This window comes from Bacteroidota bacterium, from assembly GCA_016718825.1.
Classification (GTDB): Bacteria; Bacteroidota; Bacteroidia; order J057; family JADKCL01; genus JADKCL01.
The window spans coordinates 111,727-124,331 of sequence record JADKCL010000005.1 but is presented as its reverse complement, the minus strand read 5'-3'; the positions used below and the strand labels follow the sequence as shown (position 1 = coordinate 124,331).

Below are 12,605 nucleotides of genomic sequence, written 5' to 3'. Positions count from 1 at the left end.
CTGCAAAGCGACTGCCGATTGGCGGATTACTGTTCATGCTCGCAGCATCATTGGTGCTGGGAATGGCGCTGTTGAGTCGTTTTAACGGCTTCAAAATCTACGACGATGCCTACATGTTTGTCCGCTATGCGGATCATCTCCTGGCAGGTCACGGGCTGGTCTGGAATATCGGCGAAGGTCCGGTTTACGGCGCGACTTCCTTGGCTTATGTCTTGGCATTGATCCCCTTCCGACTCCTTTTTCCAGACAATCCCGCGGCGGCATTGTTCAGTTCAAGCTTCTTCTGGGGACTGACTTTCCTGCTTTTGGTCTTCCGAATGGGCTTGAAAACGATGCAAACGGGCATTGCCTTCAAACCTTATGTGGCGGGATTGTTGTTTCTGACGCTGCTTGCGGCGGGCAGTACCTTGCGGGCACACTTCGCGAGCGGCATGGAAACAACCTTTGTGCTCAGCTACCTGACGCTTTGTCTGTTGAGCTGGGAAAACCTTCGAATCGGGAAGGGCAATGCCTGGCTTGTCGGAATACTCGGAGGATGCGCTTGGTGGATCAGGCCGGATCTGCTCATTTTCACTTGGGGCGTGCCAATGGCGGTTTGGGTTTTGGGCAAAACTGAGGAAAAAAATGAATGGTTGCGGGTGATTTTGGTGACAGCCGCATTTACAGGAATTGCTTTGTTGGGCGCAAAAATGTTGACGGGGGCATGGTTGCCACTGAGTTTCTTTGCCAAAAGCACATCCCTTTACGGACCTGAATTTGCTTCGCAATACCGGGGGCTGCCATTGGCTGAGGCGATGCGGTTCATGGGACGAATCTGGCCACTGGCAGTCTTGCTGGGCTTGGGTGTCTATATCAAATGGTCGCGGTTACGGACTGCCTATTCGCCGTTGGACAAGGCCATTTTTGCAGCGATGCTCGTTTTTGGCGTGTATTTCACCTTCTTCGTTCTGCAAATCATGGGCTTTGGGCAACGGTTTTATTATCCGTTGTTGCCCTTTTTCATCTATCTGGGAATCCGGGAACTGCTGGAGTTGCCCAAAAACCTGGCACAAGGTCCCGGCCTGCAATTCAAACGAATTCCGCATCAGGTCGAGCGAATCGGAACAATAGCCCTTGCGGGGCTGCTGATTTATTACGGGATTAGCTTCGGAATCAATCTAAAGACCGCGCAAATGGACAGCCGGTTTGCCGTTTTTAATGCAAAGGCCACCTACCGAGCCGAATTGACCGACTATTGGGCGCATTTGGATGCCTTGGAAAACCTGCCGAATGATCTTGAAATCGCCACAACCGAGGTCGGAATGCCGGCGGCATTGTATCCAAAACGGAAAATTCATGACTTGGCTGCCCTCAACAATCCGAAATTGCTCGAGGCCGGATTGAGCGCGGCGAGCGTCCTGAAGCTTTGTCCGGCAGACTTGATCTACATGCCGCACAAACATTATGTGCGTTTCCACACAGATTTGATGCAATCAAAAGATTTTGCAGCGCGTTATGTTTTACTGGATGCAAAAATCGTGAAAGCCTCGATGGGCGTGGCCATTCGTAGGAACAGCCCTTATGCCGAGGCACTTTTGCGCATTTTTCAATCAGAATAAATTGTGCCCATTTTTGCCCCTTGAGGATTTTTGGCTATTTTGACACCGAAAATCACTGCTGTTGCTATGAAGAAGTATTTGCATATTGTTTTGGGATTGATTGGCGCCGGTTTGGTCGGATATTCCGTGAGCCAAGGTTGGGCGGGATTGGATTTGCCCATCGCTGGCATCACAATCAAGGAACCGGGTTACAAATTTATGCAAGGCATGATTGCAGCAGGAGCAGCAGCTTTGGCATTCATACTGTTGTTTGTAAAGCCTAAGATTGCCGTCGTTCCGGCGCTGCTTGCCTCCGGAGCCGCGCTTTGGATTTATCTCGTACCACCTGTGATCGAAGAGCAGGCCTACGAACCGCAAAAAGCGATCTTTTTCGCGATAGCTGGCGGTGTCGCGCTTGCTTTGGCAGGCTTGATTGCACCCAAAAAGAAATAATTTTCGCTTTTGGAATCACTTGCGCTGCGACAAAAAAACGCAGTGTTTTGTCATGCCTACTCAAAAGAGGCATCTATGGATTCGAAGAATGAAAACGTGTGGTTGGATATGAAACTTAAGTTCATGCTGCTCCTGCTGGTTTTGGGCAGCTATTTTTCAGCTTTTGGCAATGGTGACGACGCGAGGCTACCCAAACGCGCACCGCAAACCCGGCAACGTTTGCGCCTAGAATTTTCTGTTGTCGACTTCCCGCAAAATTTCTTGCCCAATGGTCATTTTCCGAGCATGCGGCAAAGCCTTCAGATGAGCAACAATTTCTACGAATTGGGCTATTGGGGCATTGAGTCCCTGCGGGATGTTTTGGTCAAAAATCGGGAAACACGCTTCCGCAAATACCTGCATCGCGGCATCGGCTACGCCATGAGCCTTGCATTTGTGCGTTGGGGCAGCGACCTGCCCATCCCCCTGGGCACTTGGGCGCACGAGGAATTTCACCGCTCCGTGCTCGGCTTGCAAGGTCTCCGAACCTACAATGGCAATTGGATGCTCCGCCGCTGGGATGGCACCGTATTTGGCACAACCGATGCTGAACTGAGCAATTTGAAGGTCACCGCACTCCCCGAATTGCTACGCGCCTACACCGTCGGTCTTGAGGCACAAAATGCAAGCAGCCGGTCCAATGCACTGCATGACTTCTATACCGAACGCACGATGCCCAAAAATGCGCTTTACCTCTACAATGCTTGGTATGTCTGGAATTATTTCCGGGTTTCCTGTGGTCCGGCTTCGGATGCGGTGAAGGGCTTTGCGCCTGACTTCCTTTCCGAAGATCAGCGACAGCGCGACTTCGCCGGCCTCGACCTCACTGCGTGGGCCTATGACATGACCGAGCCCAATGCTCCCTATACAACACGCGATACATTGCCCGGTCTCTCAGGCGTGAACCGCTATGTGGGATTCAGCGACTTGCAAGACGGCGCACAACAGTATTTGCAGCGGCAGCGCAATCTATCCTTGCTCAACTTTATACAGCCTGCGATCTTTTTCAAAAACAGATTCCGGCTCGGCCCTTCCCTGCGGGCGACCTTTATGGTTCAGTATGCACCAACGTCGTTTGGGAATGCGATTTCTTTGACGGTTCCGTTCATCATCGGGCAGAATCGCAATTTTTATGTGGGGATGCATACCTACAACAACAATGTCAAGCATCTTCCGGGATTGGAATTGGGCGTATATCAAATGCCCGTGACGGCAAGTAAAAACGTGTCGTTGAGCGCCTCAATCCAAGGATGGATGCAGCCCAAAGGTCAAGACTTTTTTGCAAGCGAAAGCCAACTGGGTGGTGCATTGGCGGTGCGCGGAGACTATAAATTCCATCGTATGTTTTCAGCATTTGCGGGTGTCAATGCAAAAACCAAGGGCTGGCTCCTCGCCAATCCCTACCTCGGCAGCAATTTCAGTGTCGATGCTGGAATCGCCTTCCAAATCAATTCCTCCCGCTACGCTTGGTGAAGCATTGATTTGTTTCGGCGAATCTCATTCCCCGATAGAATCCCGCAATTGCCTTGATTCCGTGAGTAGCAGGGACAGCCGCGCGCAATCCCGGATGCCGTTGCGGTCGCGTTTTTCTGCGTGGCCGATGTCTCCCCTTCCTTTGCCAGCGCAGTAGCGGTAAAATTTGAAATAGCCAACGGTCGGGTCGGCGAGAATTTCCAATAATTCCGGGTTGTCGACAATGGGATAGAAGTCCGTGCAGAAAAATCCTGTGCCGAGCCAAGTGTCATGTTGGATGGGCTTCTTGACTTGCGGCCATAACTGTTCGGCCTTGTGTCCGCTACTAGGGATCACGATCGTGGTGTCACGCATTCGAAGCTCGAGCCAAGAGTTTTTGTAGTCGCACAATTCCATTCCTTGGGCTCCCCTGAAGCTGCCCTTGGGTTTTTCCAAGCTGCTGCAATTGTAGGAATCGATCAAAAAGAAAATACCGTTTTCGTCGACACCGGCCATCAAGGCATTGTCTTGGACATAGTAGCGGTAGTTCCAGTTTTGGTGGTAATAGGACGCTACAGGCAAGTTTTTCTGCCGAATTTGAAACTTCGTTTTGAGTTGGGTGAGTTGGGTATCTAATTGCGCGATTTGCTGGCGAATCGACAATGTGTCTTTTCGGTCATTTACCGAATCCAATTCGCTGATCTTCTCGGATTCGTTCTCCGTGTCTTGGATTGTCGTGCTACATCCCAAGAAAGTCATTGCCAATAGGCAAACCAATACCAGAAAAACGGGTCCAAACTTCATTCTGCCGTCCATTTCCAGATGTAGTTTCCTTCAAGATTGACGATGGATTGCGTCATCTGGCCATCAATCGATTTTCGACAGCGGAAGAATCCACAGTCTACGGGCTGAATTTCAACAAATTCCGCTGGAAAAATCACTTTCCCGGTACTGGAATTCAATCCTTCAAGGCCATTTTTCTTTACCCAAACCAGATCCCCAATGGGTGAAATCGATTCGTATTCCCTCGGTAGCAGCACCTTGCCGTTGGCATCGCAAAGTCCCCAAACATCAATTTTGCCAAAGCGCCATTGGCCGTTTTCCAAATGCTTCAATTCGCAGCTGTCACAGTCATATTCCGGATGCGCTTGCAGGAATTTGTAGATGATCGCCGGGTTACCGTCGCCGAAGACCGGCCCAACGACACTGTCTCCTTCAATTTGCCGTCCATAGTACCCGCCGTCAAAACGCCATCGATACCAGAGCCAACCGTCTTGGATTTCGCATTCCGAGGGCCCGAATGTATCCCGCACCAATACATTGTGCAGACTGTCCATCACGACAAAGATGTCGCCTGTCTTGTAGCTCAAACAACCGTTCCCTACGCTTTCAAAATAGAGGGGCTCCGCCGAAATCGCGAAAACTTCGCCATGCAGGGTGTAACAGGTGTTTCCTCGCGCATTGCGTGCATAGATGAAATCCAGCTCGGGAATCACATCGATGTCGCTAAACCTGGTGGGAACAATTGTCTTGCCGTTCCGGTCGAGCAATCCCAGTTGGATGGTTGGCTCCATGGTAGAAAAACCGTCCCAAACCTCATTTTCAATGGGTTGAGATTGATTTTTTCCATTTGCAGAAAAAGCTACGAGGTGACGCACCAATACCGTTTCACCATTGGCAAGCTCATAATGATCTGTGCCAAAATCCGTCAACCGTTTGCCGTTGATGATCGCCAAGGCCTGCTTTTTTCCGCGCACACGTACCTCAAGCCCTATGCTGGCGAGCGCCTTGGCGCGAATTTCGGCGCAGATTTCTTCCAAATGCAATTCGGAGGGAAAGTTCTCGGCATAGGACAGGTCTTTGGGAATCAAGTGGCCATTCCGATGGTCCTCAGGACTTTCCCGACAGGGCAACATCGGTGGCATGTACCGCGAAATCCAATTGGAGGCTTGCTTCCGCCAACCGATCGGCCAGTCCTCCATTTCCAGTTGGGCAGGCCAATCCAGTGGCAATAGACGCCCATCAGGCATCAAACTGACCCAGTGTCCATCTCTCCGCAGGGCCAGTTTCCACAATCTCAAGTCTGGCAAGCCTTCCCTTTCCTCCATGGAATACCGCCGATTGGCAATCACTTTATCAAAAACAAATCCAGTCACCAGCTTACCGGTGGAGTCCATCAAAGCGATTCGTTCATCTTTGTAAACGGGGGTATGTCCGTTGACGAATCCCAATGCAATGTCATCCAAACTGTCGACCAAGATACCGTTGCGATTGATCAGCGAATACCGCCCGCCTTCCACGTGGTGGGGTTCCATGCAATACTTTGCAACCTTGCCTCCGTTGCATAGCCAATAAATACCATGCCCAAAATCACCGATATGGTCACTCGCAGGTTGTACGAACCATTTTCCGGTGGTATCCAAAATCCCAGAGCGCCCATAGGGGAAAATTGGACAAATACGTTCCGGTCTTCGCTCCCAGTATTGTACCGACTCCCGCTCATTGGCGGCAATCAGGCCGTTCCCGAGATTCACAAGGTGTAGGGGGCCAAACGGAAAGTGAGGTTCGCCATTTGCATCGATGAAGCCATGCAACCCGTGCGCAGTAACGGGAATCCAGCAATCCGAAGCCTGTGCGTCAATTGATTGCGGGATGAAAAAAAAGATTAACAGGAGACGCAACCCGGCATACCATCGAATGGTCTTTGAGCAAATTCTGTCTTGAACTCGTACTTTCAGTTGGATGCAATGATTTTGAAGCATGAGGCCTAAAAATACTGAATTCCGCTCCAATGCAACTCCTTTGACCACTCATATTCTGCGACAATGAAAAAAATAGTCTACCTGATTTTGGCACTGACATTTTCCTGTTGCGGCCTGCAAGCCGCCGAAATGGACACGCTGCGCGTTTATTTTGACAATGGGCAAACGGGAATCTCGGGATTCCAGCAAAGCTTGATCGACATTTTTCTCGAGACACATTTTGCGCAAGGGCAAATGATTGTCGCCGGACACGCCGACGACCTCGGCGACAATGTCACCAACCTCAACCAAAGCCGCACGCGCGCCACCATGGTCGCCGAATATCTCTTGGGAAAAGGTGTCGCACCGAGCCAACTGCTGCTGCAAGCTTGGGGCGAAACCAAACCCTTGGTTCCCAACACCAACGCCATCAACCGCACCAAAAACCGCAGGGTCGAGATCATCGGCCTGCCCTATCGCACGACCAACCTCGATGTCATCGGACTAAGTCCGAAGCCCATTACCCTCCGCAACGGACTCAGCGTCCAATACAAAGAAATGACCACCCAAGACGGCAAACCCAAACAGGTCTTCATGATTGTCTTACGGAAGGGCGAACCATTGGAAGCCGTAAAGGTGGATTCTACAGTGGCTAGAATGTCTTTCATTTGCGGTTTTCGGAAAGGAGATTACATCGTCAAATGCCCCAACCGCGATGCTTTCCAGCACAAAATCGAGGTCGCGGAAAATTTCCGCTGTCCGTTGGATCAGTTGGTATTCGAAGACAAGCAAGTGAATGCCGCCAAAGCAGATCGCGACGAAAAGGATTATGTCTATACCGCCACGCCGCTAGACAGCAGCTATTATTTTCTGGTTTCGTTGTCGGGTACGACGGAATGTAATTCGCTCGACCTCGGCTTTGGGGCCGGTTGCTACACGGTGCATCCGGCCAAGATCTTTTTCGATGGCCTCAAAGTCAATTATTTGCGGGGGAAAGCAGCCAAAATGCCGATGAATCAATCCGCCAAGTTGCAGGTCGATGGCTCCTGGCAATTGGAATATACCGACGAAAATCCCGCGACGCTGAAGCTGTTTGCGCAATTCGTCAAAGGCAAGCACCGGAAAATGGGCTTCAGAAATGTTGCCTTGGACCAACTATCCTTCGACCCGGAACGCGGCGCCTACGTCGTCACCAAAAAAGACATCAAGAAATTGCGGAAGCAGTAGCAGGCCCATTTTGTAAGCAGCATTTTTCGGGAACCGGCAAGGCAGACGCTTGTTCCAAAGCAATGCGCCTACCCTTCAACAAGGTAGGCGCATGCTTTTTATTGTTTTCGAAATCCGTAATCGGATCCGAATGGAACTCCGATCAAACGGACGATTTTGCCTTGAAAACTTCGGCGCAATCGCGGGCGAACTGATCGTTGATTTTCAAATAGGCTTTGATCTTGTCCATGACGGCGATCTCCTTGGGATCAACACTGCCATCGGAAAACACCATGTCGCAGGCGGTCGCAAAGACGCCTTCGTAGATGTCATTGGAAAGACCTTCGGCACTCAGGCGGATGAGCTCGTCCATGCCTTTGGTGTCGTGCACGCGCAAACACTTGTCAATGCACTTGCTCAGATATTCGGAGGAGGCGCCCTTCAAAATGGTGGCCTTCTTGATGGCGGAATGAAAATCGATCACTTCCTCCTTGGAAATGTGGCCGTCGGCCAAAATGATCGAAAGGAGGATGCCAACGTATCCTTCTTGGCGATTGAACTCGTCGGACCTGCCGCCTCCGCTCAAAATACTATCCATGAAACTCATAGTCTTCTGCTTTTTGGGATGGGAAATGATTAAACGGAAGCTTTTGCTTTGGCGACGCGGCCTGCCTTGGCTGCAAAATCATCGTCGATCTTGAGCAAGTCCTTGATACGGTCGAGCATCTTGGCTTCGGTGGGATCCACATTGCTGTCGCTGAATACGAGGTCGCAGGCATAGGCAAAGACACCCTTGGCTGTATCCGGAGTGGTTCCGAGTGCGCTCAATTGCAGCAATTCTTCGAATCCCTTCTTCTTCAAGACGTCCATGCACTTTTGGATGATCTTTTTGAACGCATCTTGCGAGACGTTTTCCATGATCTGAGCTTTGTTCACCGCGGAATAGAAATCCAGGATTTCTTCGCTGGTGATGACGCCATCGGCAGCAATCACGGCGAGCAAAAAGCCGGTGAATGCCTCCTGGCGATTGAAGGAAACGGGCTTGTCTTGACCGCCTCCAAACATGTTGCTAAAAAGACCCATAAATGAAATCGTGTATTGGGTGTGGGATGATATAAATGAATTTTCGAAGGGCAAATCTAGGGAAAAGGCCTTGGATGACAAATGGAATCCCGTTTGCCTTCAAGCGAATTCTCTCAAAGATTTTTCAGGTGCCTCAATGCGGACAAGGCCTATTCGGCGACCATGAATTTGCGGGTGAGCGAACCGGCTTTGAGGATATAGGCACCGGCAGCAAGGCCTGTCATCGGAGAGCTTCAACTCGTGGTGACCAGGGTCGGTTTCCGGGAATATTTCTGTGCGGGCCAATCTCCCGTCAATGCCGATGATTTGAACTTCTGCGGCCTGCCCCGTCGTGGAATTGTATTCTACCGTGAGGAGTTCATCTTGCTTGACGGGTGAAGGGTAGGCAAGCAGGAAGTCAATTCCGGCCTCAAAGCGTTTGGCCTCGATGACCTGTGAAAGGTGGGTATTGCCATCCTTCATCACCGCCCTAATTCTGTAAAAAGAAGTCGGCATGTGGCTGTGAAGGGTGTCCTTTTGCGCATAAAGCTGCTGGCCCTCAATCGCTTTGATCTTTTGTCCCTCGGCAAAATCATGTCCATCGTCAGAATGCTCCAACTGGTAAAAATCGACATCTTCTCCTTCGAAATCCCAGGTCAGGTTGGCGATATTTCCCGCAACATCGACTTCTGCTCGGTTCCATTTTACATTGAGCACTACCGGCGGAACGGTACTTACATAACATTCATCGATGAAGCAATAACTGTGATACCCGATCGAAACGGAGGTACCTACAAACTGCACGGTGCAGTTGGCATCAGTGAAAAAGTTGCCGATGTTGAGCGCGGTATAGGCAACCGTGGGTACAAAAGTCCCAAAGACGGTCGTCCAATTGGTCTTGTCGCTGATGACAGTGTTGGTGTACACATGCGCATTGTTCTGAAACGGATAGTTGCTGTTGTAGCTCGTGACAAACTGTACACCAGCCCTGTTGATCGCATAAGGCGAATTGTCAACCAAGTTGATTTTGAACTGGACATAATAGGTTTGTCCCACGACCATCGGGCTGCTGAGTGTGACGTAAAAATATTCACGCAGGTCGGCGAGGTAGCTACTGAGGAACGATCCGTAAAACAATCCGCCTCCATACGCCTGCCCATGAGCCGGAACCTGATACCCGAAATAATTGGTGGGAGTATCGGAATAGATTCCAGATGAGCAGGAATGCAGGTATTCCGGGGAATTTTTTGCCGCATTCCAAGAAATGGCCTGCGGGATGGCGGAGGCACCATTTGGGCAGCTCGAATAGTTTTCGAGGCTGTAATTGTTGACCAGATTCTGGCTGATGAGGTGTGTGGAGGCTCCCAAAACCAACAACATCACCATGAGTGACCTTTTCATTTTCTTCCGTATTGATCCAGTGCAACGAGGGCTGGAGGGTGAAACTTGCTGACGAAACTTCGCTAAAATACAAAATTTCTAACATGCCGCAAAGGGCGAAGTGCCAACGGTTTGTATGGCTGCCTGAATGGAAAAACGAGCCCTCCATGAGCCAGAGTTGTCCTCTTCACGCATTCGTCCACGGTGTCCCTTCACAATTTGGGAAGTTTCTTTTGCAAAGAATACACCCAACCTGTTCCCCAATGCTTGATCAACGAGACGAGCAGCAAGGCCAGATAAAGCTACGATCGCGCGCAAGGCAGCACCCATCCGATGATTTTCTCAAGGACCACAACGGAAAGAGAGGGTGCATCGGGGAATGAACAATTGACCTCCGGGTAATTGGAAATGCACCTTTCGATGATGCAAGGCCGTCCATTCTGGAAGCAAAAACCGAAGGAAATCAAACGCGAAAAAGCATTCCCAATCAAAAATTTCCCTATTTTGTTCTTAACATCATTGAAAATGCAATTTCCACCGAAAACACACCTTGCTTTTGCCTGCTTGATTTCCTGCATTCTCCGATTTGGGATGCTGCATGCCCAATCCCCCTACCCTTTGGAACCCGGATTCCAGATCGATTCAGTGATGGTGACGCATTCAGGACCCAACAAAATGGCTTGGGATGCTGTTTCGGGACATCTGTTTTATTGTCTTCCGGGCGGAGATATTTATGAAATTTCGATGCCGACGGGGCAGCAAGCTACCGAAGCACGCGTCGCGGTCTTTGCAGACCATGGCATCACGCATCCGCAGGGTTTGCATTTTCGCGACAGCGTCTTGTACCTGAGCGGGAACACAAACGCAACGCCCGGCTACGTCACCGCGCGCATCAGCAAGGGGACCTTGCAACCCAATGGCAGCCGCATCTGGACCACGGTCGTGCAAACACAACCGCATCCTGCAAGCAAGCACCCGTTCACAAGCGTGATGACCGACCCGCAAGGTCTCTTCCTGTATTGGGCGAGCGGTGCCCGCACGATGACCGGCGAAATTTTTGATGACAATGGTTTCCATCCCGGTCGCCGCGAAGGCGCCTACAATTCAAGACTTTACAAGATCCCCGTCAACACCGTTGGCCTCACGCTCCCTTCCGATTCATTGGCCCTTGACAGCAGCGGCTACGTCTTTTGCTGGGGGCTGCGCAACGCCTACGACATGGACTGGAATGCTGCGGGCGAATTGTTTGCCATCGACAACAGCGGCGAACGCGACGATCCCGAGGAACTCAATTGGCTCCAACAAGGCAAACACTATGGCTTTCCCTGGAAAATGGGTGACCACTGGAACCCGCTGATGAATCCCAATTACGATGTGAACCAAGATCCGCTGGTCAATCACCTTTGCGGAGGTTATCTCGACGGTATTTTCGCTGCCGATCCGACCTTTCCTGCTCCGCCCAACACGATTCTGCAGGACCCGATACTCAACTTGGGGCCAAGCGCGATTTATTACCGCGACAGTATCACGGGCCTTGTTCAAAACGCATTTGACATCGGCGGCAATCTGCGCAGCTTTACCGCGCACCGTTCTCCCCTCGGATTGATCATCGACCGGGACAGCTTGTTTGACGGTGATTTTGCAGGAGCAGGATTGGTGCTCAGCTACATGCCCGGCGGAGACAGCACCGGAATGAGCCCGATCGCGCCGTGGGGCACACCGGGACCCTTTGTCGATCCCTGCGAAGACATGCTCAAGCTGGATATTTCATGGAATCAGGGTCTGGGCGAATATGTCATGACTTCGCGACGCATCATCGCCGGATTTTACCTTCCCGTTGATGCCGTGCAAGTCGGCAACGATGTTTATGTCATCGAGCAGCGTGGCGGCGGACGCTCCAACCTCTGGAAGGTCTCGTTTCCACTCAATAACAGCAGCGCCATAAGCACTCCTTTGCGCACATATCAACTCGAAGCAGTCCCCAATCCGACGCGGGACAAAATCGAGATTTACTTGCACGTCGGAAAGCCGGACTTGGTCAACCTGTTGATCACCGACCTCCAAGGCAAGGAAGTGATGCAGGCAAAAGATTGGCATCTGCAAGCTGGAGACAACAGGCTGCGCTTGGACCTCGGGAAATTGCCTGCCGGAATGTACGTCGTCAGGGCAGAAGGCAAACAAGGAACTGGCGCTCTGCGAATTGTGATCGAATAATCTTGTTTCAGAACTTTAGTTCGAGGAAATCTCCGGGTTTCAGGGCTTCCCATTGTTGGGTCAGGACTTTGGCTTGGGCGATCAATTCGCTCAGGATTGACGGTGCAGGCAACTCCGGAAAGGGAATCCCCGAAGTGGTGGCAGCATCGCGCAACATCTGCACGTAGAATTCTGAAATTTCGCCCGTCGGAACGGCGCTTTGGACCAAGGTCGCGAGAAATTCGGCTTGATAGCCTTGCGGGCTGATTGGGAAGGGTCTTGTTTCATTGGGGAGGTTATATTCGTCGAATGAGTAACCCTCCGAAATTTTGCCCCAAATCCCCTCGGTAAGTACCAGTTTCGATTCGACGACAAAATGCGCAAGGTCGTGGTAGGCACTGCCATAGGACAAAACCGTCTCACAAATACTGTCGTCCTTGCGATGGCAAGTCAAGACATCCGGACCGTCGATTCCCTTTTGAAAAATGATGCGCATTCTGCT

General features: G+C 51.0%; 11 protein-coding genes. 5 read left to right on the top strand and 6 right to left on the bottom strand.

All coding sequences use genetic code 11. The annotated features are described in order from the left end of the window. Positions 1-35 precede the first annotated feature (35 nt). From IPN95_07070 to IPN95_07060, 3 genes are all read left to right on the top strand, one after another. Entirely contained in the window at positions 36-1,598 is a 1,563-nt protein-coding gene (locus tag IPN95_07070) for a hypothetical protein (protein MBK9449163.1), read from the top strand. A 66-nt stretch (positions 1,599-1,664) separates the two neighbouring features. Continuing rightward, positions 1,665-2,030, top strand: coding sequence for a hypothetical protein (locus IPN95_07065; GenBank protein MBK9449162.1), 366 nt, complete (start codon positions 1,665-1,667; stop codon positions 2,028-2,030). Positions 2,031-2,138: 108 nt separating this feature from the next. Next, positions 2,139-3,542 carry a hypothetical protein gene (locus IPN95_07060; protein MBK9449161.1) on the top strand — a complete coding sequence of 468 codons (1,404 nt, stop codon included), beginning with the start codon at positions 2,139-2,141 and terminating at the stop codon, positions 3,540-3,542. Between the two features lie 24 nt (positions 3,543-3,566). On the opposite strand, the gene IPN95_07055 is transcribed toward IPN95_07060, so the two are convergent. Continuing rightward, positions 3,567-4,325, bottom strand: coding sequence for a hypothetical protein (locus IPN95_07055; protein MBK9449160.1), 759 nt, complete (start codon positions 4,323-4,325; stop codon positions 3,567-3,569). Continuing rightward, positions 4,322-6,055 carry a WG repeat-containing protein gene (locus tag IPN95_07050; protein MBK9449159.1) on the bottom strand — a complete coding sequence of 578 codons (1,734 nt, stop codon included), beginning with the start codon at positions 6,053-6,055 and terminating at the stop codon, positions 4,322-4,324. The genes IPN95_07055 and IPN95_07050 overlap by 4 nt, the downstream gene beginning before the upstream one ends. Positions 6,056-6,346: 291 nt before the next feature. Here IPN95_07050 and IPN95_07045 point away from each other — a divergent pair, with 291 nt between their 5' ends. Next, positions 6,347-7,489 (top strand): OmpA family protein, encoded by a 1,143-nt coding sequence (locus IPN95_07045; GenBank protein MBK9449158.1) that lies wholly within the window; start codon positions 6,347-6,349, stop codon positions 7,487-7,489. A gap of 142 nt (positions 7,490-7,631) precedes the next feature. Here IPN95_07045 and IPN95_07040 read toward each other — a convergent pair whose 3' ends face one another. The 3 genes from IPN95_07040 to IPN95_07030 form a co-directional block, all read right to left on the bottom strand. Beyond that, on the bottom strand, positions 7,632-8,075 hold the full coding sequence (locus IPN95_07040; GenBank protein MBK9449157.1) for a tellurite resistance TerB family protein: 444 nt from the start codon (positions 8,073-8,075) through the stop codon (positions 7,632-7,634). Positions 8,076-8,104: 29 nt separating this feature from the next. Further along, positions 8,105-8,551 carry a tellurite resistance TerB family protein gene (locus IPN95_07035; protein ID MBK9449156.1) on the bottom strand — a complete coding sequence of 149 codons (447 nt, stop codon included), beginning with the start codon at positions 8,549-8,551 and terminating at the stop codon, positions 8,105-8,107. Between the two features lie 99 nt (positions 8,552-8,650). Beyond that, positions 8,651-9,931, bottom strand: coding sequence for a hypothetical protein (locus IPN95_07030; protein MBK9449155.1), 1,281 nt, complete (start codon positions 9,929-9,931; stop codon positions 8,651-8,653). 504 nt (positions 9,932-10,435) lie between these two features. On the opposite strand from IPN95_07030, the gene IPN95_07025 reads away from it, so the two are divergent. Then, complete coding sequence (locus tag IPN95_07025) at positions 10,436-12,124, top strand: T9SS type A sorting domain-containing protein (protein MBK9449154.1); 1,689 nt, start codon at positions 10,436-10,438, stop codon at positions 12,122-12,124. Positions 12,125-12,131: 7 nt separating this feature from the next. Here the strand turns inward: IPN95_07025 and IPN95_07020 are convergent, their stop codons facing one another. After that, entirely contained in the window at positions 12,132-12,599 is a 468-nt protein-coding gene (locus IPN95_07020; GenBank protein ID MBK9449153.1) for a hypothetical protein, read from the bottom strand. Positions 12,600-12,605: the final 6 nt, after the last annotated feature.